The following is a 25,817-nucleotide window of genomic DNA, read 5'->3' on the forward strand; positions in this document are numbered from 1 at the left end:
GCTTTTCTACTGGGGGTCCAATCAATTTGAGATCGAGAGGCAAGAGCGCCATTTTCCGATTTGAGAGCCGTGGATTTTGGCCGCTCACACGATAAATTTGCGTAAGAGCGGCTATGCAACTTGTTGACAAGAATTCGGTTGTACTGTGAGCTTCCTCCATGGGGATTATCACAAATATCCGATCTATGAGGGGCATGGGTATCCATGCCGATCGTAACGCGAAGTCTGCCTCACTTGAGCTTCGACAGTTCAATCTAATCTACGGCTTCAATGGCTCGGGAAAGAGCACGCTGTCGCGGCTCTTCGCGAGTTTACAAGCGGGGGTACCGCATTCGCGCCTACCTGAAGGATGCTCATTCGAAGTCTCCCTTGACGACGGGTCCGTCTACGGACACCCATCGAACCCGGCGGGCCTCGAAAAACGCGTCTTGGTTTTCAACGCCGATTACATCGAGCAGAACCTCCAGTGGAGTGCAGGGTTTGCCAATCCGGTGTTCTATATCGGTGCCGAGCAAACTGAAGCTGCCGCCGAACTGACCAAGATCGAGAGCGAGATCGTTCAGACCGAAACGGCCAGACTGCTCGCTGTGGCGACCGAGAAGACTGCCGAGAAAGCCTTCGGAACCTTCAAGCGGGAGCGCGCGAAGTCGATCGCCGCGCACCTGCATCTCGGCAGCCGCAAATATGAGGCGCCAGCTTTCTCCAATGACTATGATTCCTGGAAAGACGATACCGGCACCGGGCTGACCGATGCCGAATTCCGTGCCGCCGAAGAGACGCGGAGACTTGCCGAGCCGATGCCGACTATCGAGCCGATCGTTTTTGATGAAGCAAGCATCGGCAACGCCTATCGGTTCATTGTCGAGATCTGCGCCCAGTCACTTGCGACGATTGCATTGGATGAGATTGAGCGCCACCCTTCCATGCTAATGTGGGTGAAGCATGGGCACGAATTCCATAGTGTCAACGAGATCGAGAACTGCCTGTATTGCGGCAATGTCGTAACGAGTGAGAGGCGTGCTCAACTAAATTCAGCGCTCGATAATCGCGTTGATGAGTTCATTTCCCGCCTTGGAAGGACAGCCGAGCGCTTGAGCGAGTTGCTCGCATCTCTTTCCGGGATCGTCAACAGCCTACCTCTGAGTGACACATACGTTTCGGAGCTTCGCGAGCGGGGTGGGGCGGCAAGAAGGGATGTCGAGCAGGGTGTTGAAAGGACGCTCAAGAAATTGCAGAGCCTTCAGGTGGTCCTCGAGGCAAAGCAAGCTCGGCCGGCATCGCCGGCGGACCTTTCAGCACTTGCCTCTGAAGCCGAGGTCATCGATGCAGCGACCACGCTCGGTGAAGCGATTGCCTCGCTGAACGTGCTGATCGGCTCACACAACACCGCTGCGGGTGACTTCAACAGGCACAAGAACAACGCCGAAATTGCTATCCGGCGCCACTTTCTTTTGGAAGCCCGCAGTGAGTTTGCCCAGTATCAGAAGGATCTGTGCGACGCGACGCTCGAGGTGGGAAACAAAGGAGACAAGCTGGATCGACTGAAGCAGGGAGCAACCGAGCTGCGGCAGAAAATCCGGGCGCACGGTCCGGCGGCGGCGATGATCAACAAACTAGTTGCATCCTACCTCGGACACGGAGAGCTGACGATCCACCCGATGGCGGAAGGCTATCAGCTCCAACGCCATGGAACACCTATCACCGGCATCCCCAGCGAAGGAGAGAAGACGGCAATCGCCATCTCTTATTTCCTGTCTTCGATCGAAGCCGAAAATCGCAAGCTGAAGGATGTCATCGTAGTCGTCGACGATCCCGTCTCAAGCCTGGACACCAAGGCTCTCAATTTTGCATGCTCGCTTGTTCGCGGAAGGCTCGAAAAGGCTGGCCAAGTAATCATCCTGACCCACAATCTCCAATGCATGAACGAATTTCGGAAGGCGTGGAAAGGGAAAGCTCGGCCACCTGTTGGCAAGGATCCGACCGCGACATTCCTCTTCATTGACGTTGCAATGCTGGAAGGACAGACAAAGCGGACGTCCACGATCGTCGAGATGTCAAAGCTGCTGAGGGAATACGACTCCGAATATCACTTCCTATTCAGCCACATTCTGAAGTTCATCAAAGCACCGGACGCGCACGATGACCATGGCTACATGCTGCCGAACGTGATGCGCCGCGTGCTCGATGTGTTTCTTGCCTTCAAGTGCCCAGGCAGTTCGGGACTGATTGGGCAGATGGACAAACTCTACGGAGACTACCCGGAACTCGATCGCGACAGACTGAGAGCCCTCGAACGCCTCTCCCAAATCGAGTCTCACTCGGACAATCTCGATGACCTTCTATCGTTCTCGTCGATGACCCTGGAGGAAACGCGAGCAGCCGCCAACGCGCTGATCGAGATGATGGAGCACGTGGATCCGAAGCATCTCGCAGGAGTGAGAAAGCTCTGTAACTGATGGCGTTCGCAGCCATATTTTTTCGGAGACTGCCTTCCGCGCTCGACGTTCAGCGGCGTCCCTATATCATCTCCCGTACAGTAACTTCGCGGCGTGATCTGGCCCCACCTTCATTGAAACTTGACCGGCATGCCGACCGTTGCAAGCTTGGGTCCTACTTCTCGGACAAGCGTGGCAATCACCACGCTGAGAGTTGGTTTCGACGTGATGTTGGCTGCGAAGTCTCGCTAATCATGTTGTCGAGAAATTAATTCAGCCATGTCACGTGTTTGCACACGCCCTCCTAGGATTGCCCAATGTCACTCATCAAGTATTTCACCGTCTCTGCCATCATCGTCGTGGCTATACTCATCGCCTCAGTATGGAGCGCTTCGTGTTTAAACTCGATTTTTCCAACAAATGGAACTGCAGACTGGGTCCAGGCAGTCGGCGCTGTAATAGCAATCGTTACAGGTTTTGGAATTGCTGCTTATCAAACACGCAGCCAGAGTGCGGCTTCCTCGGAAGAACGGAGTGCCGCTGTGCGGGCAGCTCATACGCTTTCATTCCATGCGATAGCCGCGGTTACCGAAAGGCTTGATAATGCGGTCACTTTAGAAAAGGCAGAACGAAGACGTAGGTTGCAGGGTAACCGGACGACCGAGATGGTCTATGCCTTGCGAGAGTTTGACACCACGCGACTCCCTGCGGAGGTCATCTCAGACCTAATCCGTTTCCGTAGCAACATTTTTGCCATCAATGAGAGGATCACTGAAGTTTACTTGAGCGAAGAAGTAAAAGAGGAAAAGGATCGACGGAGTGTGTCCGAGCGCCGAACACGTTTCATTAGCGCCGCACATATTTGGGAGGAGGCGATCGTGATATTCAACGATTTTCAGCAGAAGGCCACATCGCATGGTGCTACCTGCAGGACGATCACCGGAGGAACTGCGCTGAATGACTATATCGAGGAGATCAAAGAAGGCCGCGTGGCCTCGACTACTAAAAAAACATAGGATACGTGGGCCGATGCGGATTACACCGCGCGAGTTCCGCGGTGTGATCCGGTCCCGCCTTCACTGAAACGCAAACGCGACACCAAGCTTCGCGAACCTCGGCCCGGCAGCCCGAATGTCTTTCCACCGATAAAAGGTCGCACTAACGGCATCAGTCGAGATCGCCACCGGCACGCCGGCACTCTCCAGATCCTTCTTGGCCTTTTTGAAGTGCACGCCTAGGCGCGCCGCGTATCCGAACAGTGACACAAATTCATCCGAAAACCTATCGAGTTCCCCTTGGCGGTAGATCGTCTGCGGGCATCGGTTGACGGGGTTCACGGCAACCTCCGCGTTTAGAAACCCGGCCTTTGTGAGCTGTTCTAGAACCTTGGGCCGAAGCTCCAGTTTCTCGCTTGCTTCCGCAACTCCAAGGCCCCCATGGTCGCCGAGCCGGGTCAGTTCCCGTACCTCCGCTACGTCAATAAGAATAGCCCCAATCCCTGCAGCTCCGGGATCGACCGTCGCATTCCTTAGTTTTCCGTCGAGAAGGAGTCGAAGGATCTCGCAGAAGCTGCAGTTCGCTTTCTTGATGGCCACCGGGATCGTCACGCGGGCGGTGCAGTCATCGTTCGGGGCACGGGCTCCAGCGTGCAGCCTTTCGAGGAGTTGATCGAGATCCGCGCGGAGATACAGGGGCGTGAGCTTGCGGGCGCCGTCATCGATCAGTGCCCGTTTGGCGATAAGATTTTCCTGAAGCAAGGTGTCCCAAAGTGTCCTTGTGACATCAAGGTAGCTCCGAGCTTCGGCAGGCTTCAAATGCTCTTGAATCTCCTTGACGAACCTGGTTGCCTCGTCTGCGTCAAAGATAATGCGATGCGCGCTCAACTGGGTTACGTCCTGCGCCAGCCAACCGGCCCCCTGCAGTAGCTTCCGCAGAGTCGTTTCATGCATGGAGGTTGAACGGGAGAGCGTGTAGAGAGAGTGGAGCTTGCGCCTCACTTGTAGACCAAAGAGTTCGTAGCTGTGACCAAAAGGTAGATGATTAACCGCCGTGTCTGCGACGATTTCCCTTACTACGTCAAAGCTGCTGTCCTCCTGTTCGCGGGCCAACCGCTCGTAGAGACGCCCGTAAACCTTGCGCGTTCCGCAATGGTGCTTGCCTTCGAAGAAGATGCCGTGCAACGACTTAAGGAAATCGACAAAGGCGTCACGTCCTTCGATAACAATTTCGTAGCCCGTCGCGGCCGCGCGGTGCCATTCCAACTCGTCCAAGTCGTTGGACTTGAACTCCCTCCCAAATAGGATGATTGCTCCAACCCATTCGCACAGTTGTCCAGCCACGTAGAAGGGAAGCTCGTCAAGCCAACGTCCGGGCTCGCTTCGACCCCAAAGACGCTCGGCGGCATAAAGTTCGAACGCGCTGTGTTCGACGGCTACCGCGGCCTCGCTAAATTGCGGCTCCGAACGTTCGCGCTGGAGCCGATTGGAGTAGTCCCAAGGATCCTGTCCGTGATTGGTGAGCGAGCGAAGCAGCACTCCATGCGCGGCACAGGAACGGATAAAGGAAAGCTCCCAAAGCGTCCGAACGTATGGGCGAGATTCTAGCCGCCCCTTCCCATTATGGAGGTCGTCGCTGATGCAGCAGGGGCAGTATCGAGCGCGACCGAACGTATTTCCGCTCAGTTGGGTTCCATCACCTAGTCGGCTGTATCCCGCAGCTCGATCCTGGACCAGTCGGCGGTTAACTCCCGCCATGTCCGCCAATTGATCCAAAGCTGTCGTGTCACCCATGACTGCCCCGTAGCGCGAGAAATTCGTCAATTTCTCAAATTCGCGTATGCTGGAGAAGAAGTTCGATGAGGCAAGACGACTAACAAAGCTTTTCAAGCTTTCGTCGTCGTAGTAGGTCACCCGCGTTCCGTTCGATGTCATCGTGGTCGCTCGCCAGGCTTCATCTTGGGGGCAGGAACTGTGGTGGCATCAACAGGATCAGAACCGGCGCGGGACTTTGCGAGGCCTCCCTCGAGCGTGGTCCATTTTGCCACCTCGAACAGATTTGTTTGTGGAGTACAAGCGGTCTTGCGGTGATAGGCCTTGGCGAAATCGCTTCTCTCGATCACGGATCGACCGTCGGTGATCGCGATGCCAGCCGCAGACCGAATCATCTTGATGATCGAGCCGACGTTACCCTCGCAGGCTTTGATGAGGCGCATCGAATAGTCCTCGACTGGGATGTCCCCCAGCCCGAGAGACGCATGATCGGTCACAATTTCCGTAAGCCACTCGCCGACCTTTCCAGCATTCTTTTCGGATACCGAATCAAACCGTACGATCTGCGAACGGTTGCGCATCTGATCGTCGCGATCTCGTAGCGTCTCAAGGATCGAAATTCCGCAGAGAACCATGCGCATCGGCCAGTCCTCCATCTCCACCAATGTGATGAGGGTGTCGGATACCTTCTGGAGCTCGTTCTCGTTGTCCATCCTCATCATGCGTTGTGCCTCATCAAATACGATCAAGACGATGCGGCGGGCAACGATCTGCTTGCGGAAGATCGGCCAGACGACACCTTCGCGGATGTCGCCGCGGACCGGCATCCCGAGAACACGAAGGCATTCAACCGCGATGTTGCGCAAGGTGCAGGGGGTTGGCATCTTCAGTCTGAGAAGCGGTTGGGCCTCTCCATCCTCGTCTGCGTAGGGAGTGAGTCCGAACGACGGCATCACGTGCTTAAGTGTCTGAGACTTTCCGCTGTCGGATTCTCCAACAAGGAAGAGGATCCGATGCTCCTTGTACTGGTCGGAATGGGGGGAGATGAGGCTGGCCATCATGATTTTCATATGGCCTCTCACCATCTCGTCGCGCGCCATCGCACAGTGTCGGTTGAATAGTTCGGCGGTGCGGCCTGCCGACCGGATTTCGTCCTCGCTCATGTTTGCTCGGAGACGTGCGATTGCCTCGAGGCGGGCGCGGGAAGGCTGGATATCCATGTTGTTCGCACTCCTTGGTTCAGAACTGGTTATAGAAATCGTCATCCGTTGAGCCGCCCTGTTCGGATTCGGGAGTGGCTTTAGCTGAGTTCCGCGATGACCTACGACGTGCTGCCCTAGCGGCCTCCTCGGCCTCGGCCTTGACGATATCTCCTGCTGGTACGTCGAGGTCGTCGGGTTCTGGTTCGTCATCCAAGCCCCAAACCTCGCTCAGGAAGCTTGACCGATTGAAATCCTGCTCGCGAGCCTCCTGCGTGTATTTGCTCTCCGCAACGATCTGGAGGGTCTGCGTGATCCTCCTGTCGACGGCGGCGAATTGCTTCGCGGTCGGGATTGGCGATCCGAGATTGGTGGCGGCGCGCGCGGCGTCTCCAGCCGCGTCAACTGCCAAAAATGCGTCATCAAGCTGCTCCTGTGTCCGCTCGGCATTCTGCGTGTCTTCGAGATCCAGCTCGCGCGCGACCGCGGTCCAAGTCCAGTAGTCTCGGCCCTTCATGCCTTCGAGCACGGCGGGTACCGTGTAGGCGTAGGCCCCGCAAATGACGGTGATCGCGCCAAGATCGTAGATGTTCACTCGGACGACGACCTCCCGATCGGTATCGTCGCGTCTCAATTCTTGGATCTGTAGCGACTGATAGCGGATCCCGAACAACTTGATCCCCGCTCGCTGGATGATGCGTGTGTAGTTCACACCGAACACATGCCGGATGAGACTGCCGGACAGCGGAGCAGGAATTTTCTGCTTATGGTGACTTAGCTGGTTCCAGGCCTCCCGCGGAGTCAGGCCCCCAAGTTTTCCGGTGCTGCGGGTGTTGTGATGGATATCGACAATGACCCGGACAAAGATCTGTGACAGAGCGTCTATATCGACGCTTGCCTCCTTGCGGGGATCGCGATCACCACGTTTCACCACATTGCTGAAAGTTCGCCCGCTCAAGTTTTGCAGTGCCAGCGATCCAAGGATTCCGAACATCCTTTCTACGGTTCCCCTCAGCGGCGGCAGCGCTGCTGGAGGATAGGCAATCCGCGCGCCAGCATCAGTGATGCTAGCGGCAAAGCCCTCCGCTTCGTACCAAGCAGCGCTGTCAACGCGCACGTCCTTCAGGCCGCCGTACATGTTCCACGGGGTCTTGCATCCGGCCGCTTTTGCAAAGCGGGTCTTGTCCATGTTGGTCTGGATGAATGTCGCCAGCGCTGTTTCTACCGAGGGGGCGCGCTCGTGAAGCCGGAAGGCGAGGAAGCAGTTGGTGGCATAGTCGATGGCGACGCTGATCCACACCCGCTTGGACGCCTTCCGAAAGGCTGCTTGCTCGACCTTGTCCAGACAATCCCAGACCTTGGCTTTATTGAGAAGGACAACGAGATCAACCTTCCACTCATCGCCCTCGACTAGATCGAGTGGAAGACCTCTTTCCCGGCCCGCGACGATTAGGTATCGCATGCGGGCGAGCTTCTCGCCTTCGCGGGCGATGAACTTCATGTCATCCGGCAGATCTTCGATGCGGTTGTAGAAGGTGCTGCGTTCGCAGACCTTGATAAAGTTGGTGAGGCCTTTCGCCCGGCGATTTCGGTTAATACGCCGCTCCATCGCCTTCATGACTCTGAAGAGGTAAGCTGCATTCGGCCGCGTGCTTGAAAGATACCTCTTAAGCATACGGCCCTCGAGTTCGCGGGATTCGTCGGTGAACTTGCTCTTCTTTTCGCCGGATCCGCGACCATCGACCAGAGAGCGCCAATCGTCTCCGGAGAGCGAGTAGTCGCGGTACCACCGCCGAAGTGTGCTCGCGCCAATCAGTCGCAGATTGAATTCGCCGTCCTCGTAGCTGTACTTCGACTTGGCATGCGAATTCTTGCGTGCAAGCACCATGTCTCGGGCGTATTCCGAGCGGATCTCCGTAAGGATCTGCTGCATCCGGTTGTCATCGATGTTGCCCTCGCGGGCTCCTTTTCCACGGAAGCGCATGATCCATTCCAACCGAAAATGGATCTGTTTCTGCTTCTTTTCCGGGAGATCGCGAAGGTAGGGGAAGCGGTCCGCCAGCTCGAGTTTCCTCGGGTCGTAGCGGCCCTTCACAATCTCCATTGATCCGTGATGGAGCAGGGCGATGATGTCCTTGTTCGACAAAAATTCCGGCAGGCGGGACTTGTCCACCGGCTCGAAAACCTTGCCATTCGCGCCGTCCTCGATGAGGTTCATCTCAACCCCGTCGATCACGATGCGGGAATACGGCGGAATGGAGAAGGGTGGGAAGTCCATCATTAGAATACCTGGCAGGGATGGGCGGAAACGGTTGTGTCGACCAGCAACGGTGCTAGATCAGAATTGCCGGAGACCGGCGCGCGCTGATGGGGTTCATCGGGCATTGCGGCGACCTCTAGTTTTTCCAGTAGGCAGAGACGATGGATGCGTCGGTCATACGGCGGCCCGGATGATGGAGCCTGACGCTGCCGTCGTAGATCAGGCATCGGGCGGCATCCATCACAGATGCCGGGTTGGGCATCGAGGCGACCAGCTCCCACAGCGGGACAGGTCGCCTCAGGCTCTGTAGTGCGGCCAGCACTTCGTTACATTCTCCCTGATTCCGAGCCTTGCGGGAGGAATTGATCTCCGTCGCGTTCATGCCCTTCGCCCGGGTGATGTTGAACTCGGTTAGGTAGATGATGTTGTCCGCGAACGTCGGGAGGTTCTCGGCCTTCAAGGACGCAACTTTTTCAGGCGTCCTGTCCTCCTCAAGCTGAGAGGCAGGCTTGACGACAAGGCCTTCGCGATAGCCGTCGCTATAGGTGACACGCGCATCCACGGTGTGCTCGTGCCAAATGCCGTCCAGTCGGAAGGGAATTGCAGGCGGCTGATCCTCGATCAGCGCAATGTTTCGGCGGCTGATGAGCATTTGCAGCAGGAATGCCTCCAGCACGCTTTCGAATACAAGAACGCGGTTACGGCTGATGTCGACCAGGCTGCCGCGGACTGACCGCATAGATCGCTTCGAAGGGTGGCGGCTTGCTGTAGATGGCATTGGGGCCTCCCATACTACGTCGGCCCGCCCCCATGCCTCCGCCTCCGTGAGGCCGGGGTCGCCGTCCGGAGTGATGCCGGGAATAACAAAGCGGCCCGAAACCGGTCGGTCACTCCAGCCGATGATCGGGCTGTCTGGCCTGCACAGGGGGGAGAGGCCGCGCTCACGGCGGATCAAGGCCTCAAGAATTCTGGTGTCGCGCATTATTCACTCCTCGCTTGCCAGGGGCAGCCAGTCACTGACTTGGCGCCGCAGCAGCCTCTGTATGAAAGGTATGGGTAAAGGCGCGCCGCCTCAGCCGGGAGGAAGGCAGCGCGCGGATCGCAGTCAGCGTTTGCGCTGCTGGCCGCGACGCGTGGCCCCCTGTGTCTCGGTCGTCACTCGCATCATTGGCATGCGCTTTATTCGCAGTTTCTGAGCGCGGGATAGGCATTCCCAGAGCCCTGCAGCGCGAAGGATGAAGCCGAGATCGACTGAAAACTCGTCGCTCGCCAGCCCGAGCCTCTGGAGCGCATTCTTGTCTACGAAGCGGCGGCCGCTCGATCCGATCGAGACGGCGAGGGCGGGTCGGACTGCGTTCTTTTTCGTTTCGGACATACTCACCATCCAACGATCGAGATGCGATCAAGCGCGCGAAGAAGAGACGCAACCGTCTCTGCGCGAGGCGTGCGTTCGACGATTTTCTGTGACAAGTCGGTCGAGGTGCGGCGGGTGGTCCAGAAAAGGTGATATCCGCGCATCGCGCGAATGCGCTTCCTGAAATATTGGAAGTCGCAGGCGCGCAGGCCATGACGCAGGCATTCGCACTTCATGGCACGGAACTGCGCAGACGTGTTCGCCCAGCCTTCTTTGCGCGCGGCGCGAACGGCAAAGTACGTGTGGATCTTCGCCTCTTTTGCGGTGAAAGGGGCGCTGACGGGTGTCGGTTCGGTAGTCTTCATCTCTTGTCCTCGACTGCTGACATTTGGGCAAGCGTCTCCCTTTCCCCGGAAACTCCGGAGATCGGGCTGGATCTGAATTCGAAAGTGCCGCTCTGCGCGGATGGATCAGAAGGGCGGTGCGCGGGCTGAAGCAGGTTCAGTTCTAGTCATCGGCAATTCTTTCTTGAGCGCGCAAAGGCGCGTCCGAGCACGTGGTGCACGGCTGGAAAAAACTTGAGAATGTTCAGGTTTGAATCAGAGTTTGATCGCGGATCCGCAGTCGGAGATGCGGTCCGTCGCCGGTATGAACATGGCTTTCATTGAGGTCTCCTTGTCGGATGGCCAACGATGAAATGGTCATAGAACATATGGAAAAGTGGCGCAGGCGACTTCAGGCTGAACAAGTCTGGAATACGAATTTTTTCAGCAGGCACAGGTTGCAAAATCCGCTTTCAGCGCACAATCGCGCCACGCTTCTGCAATTCGAGGGCTCAGATCTCGCCGACGGGTGTGACTGGTATTCGTATCATCGGTGCCTCCGCCGATCATGGTTAATGGAGATTAACTCACATATCGGGGCGGGCGTCTACAGAATAACTTATCGTATGCAACAGCCCGCAAGTCCTCCGGGTTGGGGCGCATGTCAACAATTGTGGCGGGATGCAAAATGAATCCTTCCTGGCCGTCCGTTGTGGCTTGCGCACGCGTGACGAAAGCTTCCGACGAGACAACAGGAGAATAAGAAGATGTATTATGCCCCGCTCATGGTCGATATCAAGAACCGCTTCGGCCACATCCTGAAGGAGAGGGGGCTCGTCATGCGGGGGCAGGCGGGTGACGATTCTCTTACCCTTGAATTCCGATCCGAATACGGGAACCGAAAGCTGCCAATCAGGCTGGACATCGATGGACCGTCTGACACGGGCGCGGAGGTTGCGACATGGGAGCATGCATCCCTGAGCGCCCAGATCCATGAAGACGTGACGCTGGGAGATACCGGCTACTATTGCCACCTCTATCGCGAGGACCACAATGTCGATTCGATGGAATTCGATACGGAGGAGGAGTTCGCCGCAGAAGTGGGTGCCCATATCCAGGAATGCGTCATCGTGAATTTCGCCAAAGACGACTTCGCCGTCAACGACGCGATCGCTCTGACCTACCTGGCGCTCGCCGACATTTTCGAGCCTGGGGCTCCCCCTTTCAGCATCGAGAGGAGGGGCAAGACAGAACTTCTGACCATCACGGACTTGGCAGGAAAGGTTCTGACCTTCGCCAGCACTTCGTGCGAGCTGGAAATTTCAGTCAACGGTAAAGTCGTCAGCAAGCTGTGCGAGCCCGCGCAATGGAAAGTCGAGGAAGTCATCGCGGATCACTTCACCACTGCCCAAAATTTCAAGCACCGATGACGGCGTCGGCTGCAGTAGTGAGTGCCTGCGCCGTGGCCCGTTCCTCCGCCCGTTTTCTCCACATGCGGACAACCGCCTCGCGCCGTTTGATTGCGGCCTTGGTCTCGGATTTGGCAGCCTTCAGGTACTCTTTGAATTCGGCAATCTTCACTTTGTTCTTCGCGAGCTTGTAGCGGTCCAGTTCGATGCGAAGGTCGTCCTCGACCTTTCGGTAAAAGTCAACGTCGGGAGTAGTTAGAAGCGGCCCGGACTTTCGTATCGGAGGCTTCCCGATGCGTTCCTCGCTGAAGAGCGATAGCGGTTCCTTGTTTGCGCGCCAGTCGTCTCCCGACAGGGAGCGCGCGATCGAAAGACCCGCCGCTTTCGCCATCGACGGAGGGAACGCATTGCCGATCTGTTCGAACCGGGTGCTTGGCAGTTTACCTTCAAATTTCCACTCGGGCGGGAAGCCCTGCAGAACTCTGATGACCTCGATAGTTAGATAGGGAAGCACTCCGGCTAGATCTTCGCGGTCCGGTTCGGCAGGGCCATCCGCTATACGCTCGGAATCAATCCTGAAGCCGATCTCTTCCCAGTGCTCGGCCAACTTAGTGCTCGGGTCATACAGTTTCGCCAGCACAGTGTGGGAGGACTTGGCGCCATGTTCCGTCAACCAGCCATTCGCCCACCTGTCATAGGCCGAGTTCCCCTGGTTCAGGTGCGGAAACAGGACATCTTTCAATGCACGGCCCATCGTGATGCCGCCTTCGGAGGGAACAGGCGCATGCAACCCGTCGGCTTCAGACCTTCGGATGCCCATGACCACGACGCGCTCGCGCTTCTGGGCGAGCCCGAAATCGGTGCCGACCAATGTGTGGAGCTTCGACACGTGATAGCCGGCTTCCTCGAGCTGGCGATAGACGCTCGCCCGATATCCGAGGAACTTCTGGTCTTTGAAACCGGAGACATTTTCGAACAGGAACGCGCGAGGCTCGATCGCCTTAACAAATCGGACGGCTTCGTCGAAAAGGTTTCTGGGATCGGCCGGACCCCTTTGCTTTCCCGCCCGGGAGAACGCACGGCATTCGACACCGCCCGCGAGCAGATCTATCCCTTGATATCGCTTTCGCAACTCTTCGGAGGAGAGCCGTTGGAGGCTTGTCCGTATGACAGGCCACGAGTAGTTCTTGCGAAGAGTCCTGCAGGCGTTGATGTTCCTCTCGATAAGGCCGACCGGAGCGAAGCCAGCCTGCATCAGGCCGATTGCCTGTCCCCCGGCACCAGCACAGATTTCAAGGAACTGAAGCTGCTTCCTAGGCTTCTCATCATCAACGACTTCGGCTTCTGAAGGCGGATCGCAAGGTAGCAGGTATGCAAGCGCGTCCTGGATCTCGGTGCTAAACAAGAAGTCGTTCTTGAAGGCGAAGCCTCCGTCCCAAGCAAACTTCCCCCTTGCAAAAAGATCGAGGGCTCCTGCGGCTGCCGCGAGGCGTTGCGCGTGGGATCCGGTCCGCCACATCGTAAAGGTTCCTGGCACGGGACGGACTTCGCCATATATCCTTCGGAATTCCGATTGCGTTGATTTTGCGCGGGCTTCGATGCTCTTCTTAGCTGCGACGAAGCGATCCGATGTTAGAGGGATGTAGTCCTCCTCGTCACCGGAAGGGTAGGGGATGAACTCATCAACGAACCTGTCGATCTCATCAAGAAGATCCGCAACCGAGCGACTGAAGGGATCGATGGTCTCGCGGGCATGCGCGACGGCAGACTTCGCCAGTGCGTTCCTGCGCGCGCGTTCGGCCATGACCCGGGGGCCGATCTTCTGTCGCGTCAGTTTCCGGCGAAGGCTCGCAATCCGATGGACATCCACATCGTTACCGGCCGCCAGACTATCAAGGGCGACCTTGCGTGTCTCGACGTCGGTTGCGATCAGCGCCCGGACGACTGCGAAGGGAATTGACCGCTTTCTCAGGATCGCTTCGTGCCCACCAAGGGTTTCTTTGAACGAGAGAATGGGTGCGAGTTCTGACTTCGATATGCCGCACTCGACGACGAGGAAGACCTTGAGATCTTGCTCAGGCATCGTCGCCCGGAGGGTCTCGACATTGGAAATGAGATCAAACTGCGCCTTGGCAATGGCGGCACGATTCTTCTGGATCCTGTTTTGCAGGTTCACGTTCGTCTTGTCGCGCTCTTCTGTTAGGTTTTCCGACACCGCCAACTCCCCAATAACTGGGATGTAGCAGCAGGAACCTTCTGTCCCGGAAACGGATCGATTAAAACTTTACCGACTTTGTTTGCGCTTCACCGGCATTATAAACACTCTTCGACCAGCAGGTGTCGGAGAATTTGCAGGCACCCCTCTCACATCGTTATGGCCTGCTCGCTGCATTCCCTGATAGAGCGCCGCCGCCCGATCGATGTCGGAGTTTTCTCACGGGCGTTGAGGGCTGGAAGCCATACGGGGCGATCGGGCTCCACGTACCAACGCTCTTCCAGTGGCTGGTAGACACCCGGCAGCGAGAACCAAGTGTTTATCCGAACGTAGTCCTTGGGGTTCGCCGTGATAATCGGTGCGTCGTGGACTATTGAGACAGCGGATATCATCAGATCGTGGCCGAGCCTGTTCTTCTTGCCCGTGCCGTTCGCCGTCCACATGTCCCGAAGGCACGGCAGCGAGGTCATCTGCGCGTAGACTTCCGCCACTTCGGGCCCCATCGCTGGGAAAACGAAATCTGTTGCCATGATATTCGCGATCCATCTTCTGAGCGCCGCCGCGCGATCGGGAGCACGGTCTCGGAGCAGATATACGCCACGCATGAGTTCCGTAATGACTGGAAAGCAAATCGCCAGGCGTCCGGTGCCTACATCAAGGAGCCACGGGCACAATCCGGGCGGCGGACGCTGGCGTCCCGCCAGACTTACGATATCAGTGTCGATAAGCAGCACTCGTTCTGGCATGGCACGGTCCAGTGGCAAGGGTGTTGCGGGGCTAATTTCTGGGCATGCGGTATCGCTTCGTTCCCCGGTTGGAAGTTCGGCATGAAAGGCAATACGTGGCACAGGACGGAGGCAGAAGCCCGCATCCGCGAGGTTCTTGACAGTGCTAAGGCATCCGGGCCGCAAGTGATTTTCGATATCGACGGCCGCTTCGGCATCGTGTTCCACCCCGAAAAACAGTCATTGGAAGACCTGTTTTCCCAGGCGGGTCCGATCAAGGATTAATGATCCTAAATCTGACTGCTACTCAGATTTTCATGCAGGGACCATAACCGGCAACACTAAAGCCCGCCAATAGGTCAGAGCACAAAATCTATAACTGTTATAGTTATAGGATTGACTCAACTCGCATTTATTTTTGCTGATACAGCGACATATCGCCGTCGGCCATGCCAATATGAAGGTGAAAGTGCGGATTTGAGCGAGCTTCCGCGCTCGGTTGGGCCAGATGTCAGCCTGAAAGCGCTGGCAGATCGTCGTCTGACAACGCGTCAAGCACGCGACACCTTGAACCCTCGTTCCCGGTCGCGACTTCAGATAGCCGCTCAAGCTCTATCTGGAGTTTCTTCAGGCGGCGGATCTTCGTCCTGATCGTTGCAAGCTGCGCCCCGATGATGCGATCGGCATCCGCGCCTGAGTCCGGATTGTGGCTCGCAAGCTGGAGCATGTCACGGATCGCGTCCATTGAGAGACCTAAGTCTCTCGACCGGGTGATGAAGGAAAGCCTCGCCATGTCGTCTTCGTGGTACCGTCGCTGATTGCCGTCCGTGCGCTGAGGAGGCGACAGTAACCCAACACGCTCATAGTGTCGGATTGTCGAAATGTTGGCACCCGTAGCCTTCGCAAGATCACCGATCGTAAGCACTGAATCCTCCGAACCTCGAGCGTTACCATATCACAGTTTTGATATTGGGCGAACATCCGACGGAACGAGGCAAGAGGATTCATTGCCACCTGCTGATTGCTCGATACCGAGCTCCCCTAGGATGGATTTCGCCCCTGCCTCCAATCGAAGGCGGTGCGGTACCGTTGACGCCAATAATTTTGTTCTCTATATGTTCATGTATGAGCACAATCTTCAACCACACGAAACGAATACGCTGACGGATTACGGGACCGATCCCGCTGTTATCCCTATTCTGTTTCTGGTTGGAGATATGGTCATGACGACCTCGTCTGCTCGTGCCAAACGTGCACATACCAATTCCCGCGATGACTACCGTCCCATTTTCCCGCATGTCACCCTGAAATGCCTGGGGCAGCCTCTGTTTCGTAGCCAGCAAGCGCGTGACTACGCTTGCATGCTGGACCTCGACCGTGAAGTAACCTCCTGGAAGTGCCTGGCGATGGCCATCGTTAACGATAGCGATGCCGTCCGGCCGCGCTATTGGCCTTTGGACTTTTTTGTCGAAACGGAATCCGAAGCATTCCTCGTGACTGTCGAGCCTAAACCAAAACCCACGCCGACGTGGGTGCTCAAAGTTGCCGAGCGCACGGGCAATCGGCTCAAAAACCTATCGCTGCGCGACCTGGATCCGGTCTTCCTCAAGAATGCAAAAGACTTGATGCGATATGCGGGTTCGGAGGTGCCGCTTGGTGACCGGGTGCGCGTCCTAGCGGCCCTTGAGGAGTACGGTACGCTGACCCTTGCAGAAGGCCTTTCAGTGATCCGTGAGAGCAAGCCTATGCACTCGATCGCGGCACTGATCCTCTCAGGCACCCTTGATGTCGATCTGTCTGAGGCCCTTCTAGGGCCGGACAGTGTTCTCCGCCGCTCCGATAAGTAAGGAGGCCATCATGTCTCGAACGGCAGTCCAGCGTCCTGCGACGCTCGAAACCATCACTTATACTCACGCAATCAAAGTCGCGCTGAGAAAATGCGGCTTCTTTCTAAAGGGACCAGATCGCGATCGTACCGTGGCTCTCGTGTTTCCTCCGGACACCGACTTCGAGAGCTATGAGGTCGCGCTTGGTAAGCTACTTACTCAGCTTGAACTCGCAAAGAAGTACTCGATCACACGGGTTTTCCTGGACAGGCAGAACCGAACTCAGTCAGCGGAGGCAATGATTGCAGTATCCCGTGGGGAATGCGTCATCGTTCTCGTTGAACATGGTGCTGTCTTACCTCAGGGCATTCTGCTTGCAGTCGATCGTGTGGTCGACGTGGGCCCCGTTAAGCCGAGTCACCTCCTGGCTGCCGCAAAGGAGACGTGGGGCATGGACATGACGTTTGTCGATGCTCAGTTGCTGTGCGCCTATCCGACCAGACGGCTGTTCATGGCAATGAGGCGGGGCCGACCATTGGAAGTCGTGCGCCAAAAGCTGGGTCAGGTCGAAAATGCTCCCAGCCAGAAATCAAAGCCGCGGATCGAAGATCTGGAAGGGTATGGGGTGGCCAAGGCATGGGCACTCGATCTTGTGCAGGATCTCGCGGCATGGCGAAAGGGCAGCATTCCGTGGCGTGATGTCGACGCTGGGGTTCTGTTGTCCGGTCCACCTGGCACGGGGAAAACACTATTTGCCAGCGCGCTCGCTGAGTCATGCGGGGCAACTTTCATCCCTGCTTCGAGTGCTCAGTGGCAGGCGAAGGGGCATCTAGGCGACATGCTTGGTGCCATGCGAGCGACCTTTAGGTCTGCGAGCGAGCAGGCCCCAACAGTGCTGCTCATTGATGAAATCGACTCGATTGGAAATCGCATGACGTTTAGGGGGCCAAATGCCGACTACTCGGTGCAGGTCGTCAACGCACTGCTCGAGTTGCTCGACGGTTCGGATCGGCGCGAGGGCGTAGTGGTCGTCGCCGCAAGCAACTATCCCGGAAACGTTGATCCTGCCCTTCGCAGGCCTGGCCGCCTGGACCGCCACTTCGCTATCGACCTGCCGGACCGGGCGGCGCGGGAGCAGATCCTGTGCCATCATCTGGCAGAAGCAATTTCAAAGGATCAGCTTAAAGAAATCGTCGCGGCCATCGGCGGCTACTCCGGTTCCCACATCGAGCAGCTTGTTCGCGATGCCAGGCGAAAGGCCAGGCGGGCGGGCAGGGAGGTGGACATTGCCGACCTCATGAACTTGGTACCCCCAATCATGCCGCTTCAGGGAACGGACAGATACTCCACCTGCTTGCACGAAGCAGGTCATGCGGTGGTCGGCCTCGTCCTCGAAATCGGCATTGTCGAGAACATTGTGGTGGCGAAAGAATTCGGACACCGAGATGACTCCTGCGGACAGGTGCAGTGGTATCGACCGACGGTCCATAACCGGACTCGAGAGTCCTACCTGGACGAGATTGCGATGTTGATGGGCGGCATGGCTGCAGAGCGCGTCTACCTAGGCACCGAGTATGATGGAGCAGGAGGGCAGTTGGGTTCAGATTTGCAGCGGGCGGTTGATCTGGCGACGCTGATGTTCGCTAATCTCGGGCTGGAAGCTCTGCAGTTCCACGATGTCTCGACCTCCGCAGAACTCGACCAACTGCGCCGATCCGACTCCATTCTGCGACGGCGTGTGGAGCGCTTACTTGAAGAGCAGTTGGTGCGGGCTGAAGAGATCATCCAGGAGCAGGATGGGGTCATTAAAGCGATTGTCGCCATCTTGATGGAGCGAGAAGTGATGCTTGGTCGGGAGGTGTCACAGCTCTTCCGCGACAAGCGTGGAAAATCGTCAGCGGGATGAGAAGAAGCGGCGTGTTGTGTCCAGGCGCAGCGAAAGCCAAAGCCTCGATGTAGGTCTCGCCAACAGCGACCGAAGCGCCGGGAACAGGTTCCGGCGCTTCAACCAACAACCGGGTAGTGGTCAGGTCTTCTCAAAAACTGGCGCCGATAAGTGCTCGGATCCGTCCTCTCGCATCTTCAGCGGGGGCGCCTCCATTACAACGCGCTCATCGCGCTCCGGCCAAAGTGCAGCCTCCCAGTCCCATTGCACTCCTTTGATTGCGGAATACAGCGACATGCCGACTGCCTGTGCCAATCGAGGAGGCACCGCATTCCCGATCTGACGCGCCTTAGCCTGTTTCCCGCCTTCGAAGCGCCAGTCGTCATCGAAGTTTTGAAGCCGCGCTCTCATGCCCAGTGTCAGAGACGGCATGAACCCAGGATTTGATGCTTCCTCGGAAGTCGGAGCTTGGTCCGGAGATCCAGTTGTGTCGTAACCCATGGCCTTCTGCACAGCCTTTTCGTTCCGGCGGCGTTTGCCGCTGCCAGTGACGACCGTCGATGCCTGGGCTCCATATGCAACCAGTGCGCCATTCCGATCCACAACAGGCTGCTCTCTTCGCTGGCGTGCCCAATCTTGGGCGCCGTCCCATCCATTCGCTGCCATCAAATCAACGAGGGCATCACCGATGTTCAGGCGTCGGGCCGGAAACGCAGGGGGCATCCGGAACGCGTCAGCGATATCGTCACGTAAACCGACGACCAGCACGCGGCGACGGACCTGTGCAATCGCGAAGTCACCCGCCTGGATTCGGTGGATTTCGGTCTGGTACCCAGCCTTTCGAAATCCCTTCAGGACGTCGGCGATGTGGTCGCTGTGCTTTCCATGCAGTAGCCCCTCAACATTCTCGAAGAGGAACGCCTTCGGTTTAACTTCCCTCACGATCCTGACAGCGTCCGGGAATAGGTCACGGGGGTCCTCCTTTCCATATCCGTATCCTTCGGAAGAATACGGCTGGCACGGTAGGCCTCCTGCAACCAAGTCGACCCCTAGTGTCTGGTATGGGGTGAAGTCGAGGGCTTTGATGTCGCCCTCGATTACCGTCCAGTCGGGTCTGTTAGTCCGCAATGTGGACGCAGCATCGCGGTCGAATTCGAACAGCCCAACGTGTTCAAAGCCTGCACGCTCTAGGCCAATAGACATCCCTCCGGCTCCAGCACACAGCTCCACGACTGTAAGCCTCTCGGGAGCCTCGGCCACCGGTTTCGGAGCCGTCCATCCGAGGGAAGGAGCGTTCGGCGCGCGTCCTGTGAAAGAGAGGAGCGAAACTAACCAAGGATGATGGCCGCCTTCTTCCCAGTCGCCAACGTCAGTCGCCCATGGGAGCGAACCCTCATTCAGTTGGACCAAGGCAAAGTGGGCACTCGCAATATCCCGCTCGCGGGAACGTGGCTTCAACTCTCCGGGTGAACGGTGGTCGACGCCGAATAGGCCTTCGAATTCAGCCCGCAAAGCTCCGGCCGCTGACTTGATTTCGTCGGAGCCAAGGTCGGTCGCCTTCTTGATTGGAAGGATTTCTCGGACGAACTCGTAAAGGCGCTCCTGGAAGTCCGCTGCGGCAACAGCACCTTGCCGACGGGCAGCCGCAGCCGTCAGCTTGCCGTTCCGGTTGGCCATAACTTCGTCAGGGGTGAGTTTGGCTTCCTTAAGCCGCTTACGGATGGCTGTGATGTCCTTGGTCGAGATCCGGGAGCCGATCTCCATTCTCTCCAGTATTTCGGTACGGGATTCTTCCTCCGCAGATACAAGCGCCTTTACGACCGGAAAGGATGCGCGCCCCTTTCTCAGCGTATCCTCGCAGCCCTTAAGCGAGCTGGCGAAGTTCGCATACGTTGACAGCTCGGAGTATGGCATATTGCAGGTGACCCGGAGAAATTCACGTGCCTCGCGCTCGGTAACGATCGCTGTAAGCTTCTCAACTTCAGCGGCCATCTTGAGGATTCGCTCCAGCACTTGGGACTGCAACTCCATGATGCGCCCCTTCGCCGCCGCCAGTGCTTCTGCCTTAGGATTCATGCCACTACCTACTGTGCCAAAATCGATCAGGGACCGATAACGGTACACGCCTTAAGCCCAAGGTAAAGGATTACATCAAATGCGATCGACCAATGATTTCATGATGATGGATGACATTCTTGAATCAGAATAGAACGAAATCGACCTGATATGCGGACCACTAGAATGGATACCCAGAACTTTTCGTTGCCGCATTGTGAGAGCCTGGGAATCATCGTAGTTGATGATCTGCTGCAGGCTGTGGCTGCCGTTTTGAAAGCACATTCAAGGATGGCGAATAGTCTTCGGTTCAACTGCTGGATACTTGTGGCATCCGTTCGAGTGCTGCAACGAATGTCGCACGGCCTTGCAGAGCATCCAAGGCTTGAGCCGTAACTCTCATGTCCAAGTTCCAACCTGACAGTTAGGCTACGCCATCCAGGCAGAGCTCAACGAAGGTTGCGCTGCGGCGCCTGGATAGACGCCGAGTATTAGGCTGCGTCTGTCTCCATTTCGGGTATCGGTGCCAATTTCTTTCAACGCCCGAGCCACCGGACTTGGACCCGATCCCTTAGCGCCCAAAGATCTTCCTGATGTGCAGAGCATGTGTTCAAGAATGATCATCGGTTCATGCTCGTTCTCAGTGGCCCATCGTCCAAAATGATCAAGGTTCTGCGCCAGCCCACCTGGCTTGCGCCTTGTGGTGGATGCCGACGCGATCTCTGTGAGGAAGTCTTGGCCGCAGGGGTAGCGATCTGCATCGAGAAGCCCGTCGAGGTAGGTCACCAGGTCCAGTTCGTCGTCCTGTCGCTGCAAGTCAGCTACTGCCAACAGAGTGGTCCGCTTGATCCCGATTTCGCCATAGAGCTTGAGGAAGCCTCGAATCCTTGCATGGGCCTCGGCTAACTTCCGGTGCTCATTCGCGGTCATGTACAGCGGCACGTATCGGATTCCTGAAATCAGAAAGACCACCGGACAAGCGAACATCATCATGATCGCCGTGCCTGTTGATACCTCGAGGTGCTTGCTGTCGATGAGCCCCAGGCCTTGAGTTTGCGAGATGATTTGGGCGATTGCCCGAACCGCGACGGAGACCTGTCCTTCAGATACCCGGCAATGCTCGTAGGCACGCATCATGTCAGCGGCTAGGAACATTCCCGGATTACGGAGCTGTGGCAGGCATTGCCCGACATCTAGTGTGATATCGAGTCCGCTATCGCGAGCGTTCGCGTTGAACCATTCCTCCATCTGCTTGAGGTGGTCGATTACCGGGATCATTGTAGCGTTCGGAAAAATGGACATTCGAGATTCTTCAGGACTGTGAGCTGATCAAGTGTTCGTACGGCTATCCGGTTAAGGAGGTGGAACTCTGTTAGCGTGTAGAGGCATCCTGAGTGCCAGGTACGCAAATGAGCGCAAACCCTGACCAACTCATTCGGCATATAGGAAACGCAAGGCAGCTTTGTTGGAGTCCCATATGAGCCGGACCATGCAAACCGGACCTGTGGGTAACGGAAAGCCTCCGCCAACGAGGGCTGAGCTAGCGTGGCTGCGCTAGATCTAGCGGCTGCTATCGCTTTCGAAGGGTTGGAGGCGGACCGCCCGATCACGGCCCCATTCCGGAGATGATGTCCACTTTGCGCCAAAAGCGGTCTTTCCCTGAGCAATCACGAACGTCTTGATCCGATCTCATTTGCGGTCATAAAGGAAAACCTCGCGAGGGTTAGTAAGTTGACATAGGCCTCGCGATAGAATCTGCCTGTCAATGCGAAAAATTGCGCAGCAGCGCAGGCGTTACTGTCCTAGTACAGATCACTTGGCGCCAGAGTGCCGCCAGCATTGGCGAAGGGCCCATCGACCCAATAGCCTAGATATTCAGCGATCAACGCACCTTCGGCCTGCTTCTGACCTCTCCTTGCAAACAATTCCAAAGCGATTGCGAGCAGCGCATCGAATGGCCTGGGGTGCAGCGCGAAACGAGAGTTCAGCGGGTAGCCGAACTCCGTGATCATGGCTGCGAATATCGCGCGCTGCACGTGGCCGTTCCCGTCCAGAAAAGGATGAATCGTCCCAAAGTACCCGAATACCATCGCGGCGCGGAGGAGGTTATCTGCGTGGGTGCCTCGAGTGGCCAAGGCCGACGTGATATTTGCTCTGAGGTCCTGCATGTGCTTGGCGACATCCCCCGCCGAGACGAACCGATAGCCGTCTTGACCGAGCTGACTGTTCGAAAATGCAATACGGCCCTCGAGCGTCGTGCCGGGTTCACCTCGGTAGGTCCCAGCGTATTCTTCATAACCGGTCGGAGTGAAGTCTGCGAACAGCTCACGGTGTACACCGCGGGGGTCGGCCAAGATACTTTGGCGACGGGTCCCGCTTAGCATGATTTCATCTAACAAGATACCACATCTAGACCGCATCTTGATGTCATAGTCAGAAGCTGAATGCGCCTGCCAAGGCGGTGGTGTTGTTTGTGACATGGCAACTCCAGTACGCGACCCACTAAGCACATAACGCCAGTCATAAACAACAAGCTTTGCTTACCCATTCAGGCCGGACGATCCGATTTCTACATTCGGATCAAGGAACCGTGTTCTCCGAAGGTTTGCCGGGTTGCACGCATATAAACCAGATGCTGGTCGAACCAAACTTCACATGATGGGCTCCGCTTGCGAAGAGCACGTCATCATGGTATTAACAGTGCCTGGCCATCCCGCCAGACTTTTCGTCGAGTCAAAAGGGATTTCGTTATGGACTTCCACTGTCGTCCTCTTCATCCGGGGTCGATGCATAAGCGACGAACTTCGGCCGCATGATGAAAAGGATCGGCCATGAGTGTCGTCCAGCTAACTAACACCTATCTCCAAGCCCTGAAGCGCTCGTTACGTGAGCAGTGCAACGCTGGTTCAGTGCACCTGACCGAGGCTATCGCTCGCGGTTGCGGCGCCCGCACACATGCGGCGCTGCTGGCCAGAATCAAAGCCGGCGGGGAGGGGATATTCATCCGTTTCAACGAGGCAGCCTTCTCTCATCGTCTCGTTGAGCTTTCAGGCAACTCAGCGCCCGACGCGCTTGATTTCCCAGACCTCCACCATTCGGCCCGCTACATCCCGGCGTTGTTTGACGATCCGGCGTTAGACATTCTCGATCTTCATGTGATGCGGGTGCGCTTTTGTTTAAAAGGCATAGCCACCGTGATCGAGATCCATCTCGAGGACATGGGCAATGGCTACACCCGGTTCATCCGATCTCACGCGATTCATGCCCCAGGACAAGCCGGTCCCTATTGGCCAAGTCGCGATTTCGATGACGATGCGGCCTATGCCATGCACCGTGCCATCGATAGCATAGTCGACTATTATAGGGACGCTATCCGGAATGGTCATAAGCCGTCTGCTTCGTGGCTGATTGAGTCGAAGTACCGCTGACAGGTGACAGCTCCAATGACCGCGGTTAGCTTCTGCGGTTATTCCAGATAGTGCTCCATGAGCGAACTCGCCGATTGGCGCCGGCAAGACCACCGATCTGCGAAAATAGGCCGCTGTCCACCATTTTGGCAGTTCCGAACTTCATCAGCCGACTTGTTTCGCTGGGTGATGGAAAGTGGCTGCCGTCCTACAGGCTTCAGCCTCCAACTCCGGCACGTTCGCCGCCCGGTCCCGAGCAACCGGATCTTGCTGGGAGCAATTTGCAAATCGAGGGCTTCTGCTTTCTTGTCCCAAATTCCGAAAGCTTCCTGACGGCTTCCCATCCCATCTCGGACAAGCCCAAATCAGCCCTCTAACGACTGCTTCGGCCCTATTCTGGAGATGATGTCCACTTTGCGCCTTCATTCTGGTCATTCGAAGGATGTCTACGACTTCCCAAAAGCTGACATAGGTTATGGCGTCACCGAGCGTCGGCTGAATACTTCAGGGTAACTCCATCGAACCCCGCTCGGCCCACCAACCCCGCCGATTGCCCTCAACGGCGAGATGTTCTAGGCGATAACTACTCAACACCGCCGCACGTAAGCATTGCACGTTTCAGTACTATGCTCACTCAAGGTATGTCGTGCGATTCAAGAAGTGATTGTACGGTCAAGGCGCCGGTCGAAGCTGATCTAGAATCCAGATCCCTTCGCATAGCGCTGGATCGCATCGTAGCAGTCATCATAACCCAGCGCCCAAAGCTCTAAGCTATTCACGAACGAGCTTGCGTTCGTCCGCAGCCAGGAAGCGCTCGATTTCTACTTTCCAACGCCCTGTACTCGGCAATGGCTGTCGCTCACGCTCGTAGGAGACTTCGGTCTTAGGGGACCGCAGTTTTGTCCACACCGTATTCTCATTCCAGAGCGGCGCACTCAAACATCTCTGCTCTCCACGGCTGCTTCGCGGACTCACACTCGACGCGAGGACACTGAAGTCACCGCGCCTCACTACGATTACTGAAATTCTTTGAAATTGTCGGGGTCAGTCAGTTCATAAAGAGTGCTGTCATCGACAAAACCTGTCTGCTCGAGGCCTCGACTTGCCTGAAAGGCCTTTAGTGCGTCGGCCACCTGGTTCAATTGGGGTGCAGCGTCAGGGCTTGTCTTCAGAAAGTCGAGTTCTCGCAGAACCTCTTTAACGGCCATGCTTTCTTCACTCGATGCAGCAGACGCCGCCGCCGATCCGGGCGCCGAAAATACTCGCTTCGCACGCGCCAGCCAGATCCGCGCCTCAGGTAGGCCGTTTTGACCGCCGTTGACGAGCAGCCGGACAGTCTGCAAATCATCAGCATCGGCCGCGGCGTTTATCTTGCTAAACGTCCAATAGGCAACCGCCGCGTCGAGTGCCATATCCGTAGATCGCGCAAGATCTGGTTTTTCCTCGAGAGGTAGCGACAGCTCTTTGCCGCGCTTGGAGAAATTTTCGCGTCCAGTCAACTGCATGAGTCCGGAGCCTCGATAGTTCCAACCATCCATTGGTAGCCGATTTCCGAGCCGGTTATTGTAGACGTGATTGGCTAGCGCGACCGGATCACCGGCCAAGCGTTTGGCATCGGCCGGGGTCACACGTCTTTTAAAGACCACAAGCATTCGTGCCTCACTGTAGTTGAGATTTTCCTCCAACAAGCGCAGGCCACCCGTTTCCGTCGCGATCTGGGCAAAGAAATGCTGCAGACGAAGAGGTGTGTTGATCTCAGCCCGCTCGGCCAGATCCCATTTGGCAAGAATTGCATTGACGATGTCCAACCTTGCCCGTGGAGAGAATTTGGCGATAGCGCTCGACGTCACCGTTAAACTGTGGTTGCTGTCGGCTAGTGCCGGAAATGCTGCACCGGAGATGCACATGCATATCAAAACTACCGCAATCTTTATCATCCTGTGGTCCTCACGGGGC

The 25,817-nt window shown here is 56.7% G+C and carries 19 protein-coding genes; 7 read left to right on the top strand and 12 right to left on the bottom strand.

The window, feature by feature from the left end; all coding sequences use genetic code 11:
• Nucleotides 1-194 precede the first annotated feature (194 nt).
• Together J2045_RS09585 and J2045_RS09590 are read left to right on the top strand one after the other, a co-directional pair.
• On the top strand, nucleotides 195-2,456 hold the full coding sequence (locus J2045_RS09585) for an AAA family ATPase (RefSeq protein WP_307372066.1): 2,262 nt from the start codon (nucleotides 195-197) through the stop codon (nucleotides 2,454-2,456).
• Nucleotides 2,457-2,752: 296 nt separating this feature from the next.
• Complete coding sequence (locus tag J2045_RS09590; RefSeq protein ID WP_307372068.1) at nucleotides 2,753-3,451, top strand: hypothetical protein; 699 nt, start codon at nucleotides 2,753-2,755, stop codon at nucleotides 3,449-3,451.
• A gap of 60 nt (nucleotides 3,452-3,511) precedes the next feature.
• On the opposite strand, the gene J2045_RS09595 is transcribed toward J2045_RS09590, so the two are convergent.
• The 6 genes from J2045_RS09595 to J2045_RS09620 all read right to left on the bottom strand — a co-directional run bounded on the left by J2045_RS09595 (nucleotide 3,512) and on the right by J2045_RS09620 (nucleotide 10,381).
• On the bottom strand, nucleotides 3,512-5,344 hold the full coding sequence (locus J2045_RS09595) for a TniQ family protein (RefSeq protein WP_307372070.1): 1,833 nt from the start codon (nucleotides 5,342-5,344) through the stop codon (nucleotides 3,512-3,514).
• A gap of 17 nt (nucleotides 5,345-5,361) precedes the next feature.
• The gene (locus J2045_RS09600; protein WP_307372073.1) at nucleotides 5,362-6,366 is read right to left on the bottom strand and encodes an AAA family ATPase; all 1,005 of its coding nucleotides are present in this window, start codon (nucleotides 6,364-6,366) and stop codon (nucleotides 5,362-5,364) included.
• A 76-nt stretch (nucleotides 6,367-6,442) separates the two neighbouring features.
• On the bottom strand, nucleotides 6,443-8,683 hold the full coding sequence (locus J2045_RS09605; RefSeq protein ID WP_307372076.1) for a TnsB C-terminal domain-containing protein: 2,241 nt from the start codon (nucleotides 8,681-8,683) through the stop codon (nucleotides 6,443-6,445).
• Between the two features lie 115 nt (nucleotides 8,684-8,798).
• Complete coding sequence (locus tag J2045_RS09610) at nucleotides 8,799-9,644, bottom strand: hypothetical protein (RefSeq protein ID WP_307372077.1); 846 nt, start codon at nucleotides 9,642-9,644, stop codon at nucleotides 8,799-8,801.
• Nucleotides 9,645-9,767: 123 nt separating this feature from the next.
• Nucleotides 9,768-10,037, bottom strand: a complete 270-nt coding sequence (locus J2045_RS09615) for a hypothetical protein (RefSeq protein ID WP_307372080.1) — start codon at nucleotides 10,035-10,037, stop codon at nucleotides 9,768-9,770.
• A gap of 2 nt (nucleotides 10,038-10,039) precedes the next feature.
• Nucleotides 10,040-10,381 carry a hypothetical protein gene (locus J2045_RS09620; RefSeq protein ID WP_307372081.1) on the bottom strand — a complete coding sequence of 114 codons (342 nt, stop codon included), beginning with the start codon at nucleotides 10,379-10,381 and terminating at the stop codon, nucleotides 10,040-10,042.
• 743 nt (nucleotides 10,382-11,124) lie between these two features.
• Here J2045_RS09620 and J2045_RS09625 point away from each other — a divergent pair.
• On the top strand, nucleotides 11,125-11,769 hold the full coding sequence (locus tag J2045_RS09625) for a hypothetical protein (RefSeq protein WP_307372082.1): 645 nt from the start codon (nucleotides 11,125-11,127) through the stop codon (nucleotides 11,767-11,769).
• Here J2045_RS09625 and J2045_RS09630 read toward each other — a convergent pair.
• Nucleotides 11,756-13,963 (bottom strand): DNA cytosine methyltransferase, encoded by a 2,208-nt coding sequence (locus J2045_RS09630; protein WP_307372084.1) that lies wholly within the window; start codon nucleotides 13,961-13,963, stop codon nucleotides 11,756-11,758. The genes J2045_RS09625 and J2045_RS09630 overlap by 14 nt on opposite strands.
• Before the next feature lie 398 nt (nucleotides 13,964-14,361).
• On the opposite strand from J2045_RS09630, the gene J2045_RS09635 reads away from it, so the two are divergent.
• Nucleotides 14,362-14,973, top strand: coding sequence for a hypothetical protein (locus J2045_RS09635; RefSeq protein WP_307372086.1), 612 nt, complete (start codon nucleotides 14,362-14,364; stop codon nucleotides 14,971-14,973).
• A gap of 226 nt (nucleotides 14,974-15,199) precedes the next feature.
• On the opposite strand, the gene J2045_RS09640 is transcribed toward J2045_RS09635, so the two are convergent.
• Complete coding sequence (locus J2045_RS09640; protein ID WP_307372088.1) at nucleotides 15,200-15,613, bottom strand: MerR family transcriptional regulator; 414 nt, start codon at nucleotides 15,611-15,613, stop codon at nucleotides 15,200-15,202.
• Nucleotides 15,614-15,734: 121 nt separating this feature from the next.
• Between J2045_RS09640 and J2045_RS09645 the strand changes: the two genes are divergently transcribed.
• Entirely contained in the window at nucleotides 15,735-16,535 is an 801-nt protein-coding gene (locus tag J2045_RS09645) for a hypothetical protein (protein ID WP_307372091.1), read from the top strand.
• 10 nt (nucleotides 16,536-16,545) lie between these two features.
• Nucleotides 16,546-18,420 carry an AAA family ATPase gene (locus J2045_RS09650; protein WP_307372093.1) on the top strand — a complete coding sequence of 625 codons (1,875 nt, stop codon included), beginning with the start codon at nucleotides 16,546-16,548 and terminating at the stop codon, nucleotides 18,418-18,420.
• Between the two features lie 120 nt (nucleotides 18,421-18,540).
• On the opposite strand, the gene J2045_RS09655 is transcribed toward J2045_RS09650, so the two are convergent.
• From J2045_RS09655 to J2045_RS09665, 3 genes are all read right to left on the bottom strand, one after another.
• Nucleotides 18,541-20,475 carry a DNA cytosine methyltransferase gene (locus tag J2045_RS09655; protein ID WP_307372095.1) on the bottom strand — a complete coding sequence of 645 codons (1,935 nt, stop codon included), beginning with the start codon at nucleotides 20,473-20,475 and terminating at the stop codon, nucleotides 18,541-18,543.
• Nucleotides 20,476-20,883: 408 nt separating this feature from the next.
• The gene (locus J2045_RS09660) at nucleotides 20,884-21,756 is read right to left on the bottom strand and encodes a hypothetical protein (protein WP_307372097.1); all 873 of its coding nucleotides are present in this window, start codon (nucleotides 21,754-21,756) and stop codon (nucleotides 20,884-20,886) included.
• A 500-nt stretch (nucleotides 21,757-22,256) separates the two neighbouring features.
• A complete protein-coding gene (locus J2045_RS09665; RefSeq protein ID WP_307372099.1) occupies nucleotides 22,257-22,934 on the bottom strand; it encodes a Fic family protein in 678 nt (225 codons plus the stop codon).
• A gap of 351 nt (nucleotides 22,935-23,285) precedes the next feature.
• Here J2045_RS09665 and J2045_RS09670 point away from each other — a divergent pair, with 351 nt between their 5' ends.
• Nucleotides 23,286-23,882, top strand: a complete 597-nt coding sequence (locus J2045_RS09670) for a hypothetical protein (RefSeq protein ID WP_307372101.1) — start codon at nucleotides 23,286-23,288, stop codon at nucleotides 23,880-23,882.
• 995 nt (nucleotides 23,883-24,877) lie between these two features.
• Here J2045_RS09670 and J2045_RS09675 read toward each other — a convergent pair.
• The gene (locus J2045_RS09675; protein ID WP_307372104.1) at nucleotides 24,878-25,798 is read right to left on the bottom strand and encodes a peptidoglycan-binding protein; all 921 of its coding nucleotides are present in this window, start codon (nucleotides 25,796-25,798) and stop codon (nucleotides 24,878-24,880) included.
• Nucleotides 25,799-25,817: the final 19 nt, after the last annotated feature.

It is taken from the genome of Peteryoungia aggregata LMG 23059 (assembly GCF_030814435.1).
Lineage (GTDB): Bacteria > Pseudomonadota > Alphaproteobacteria > Rhizobiales > Rhizobiaceae > Allorhizobium > Allorhizobium aggregatum.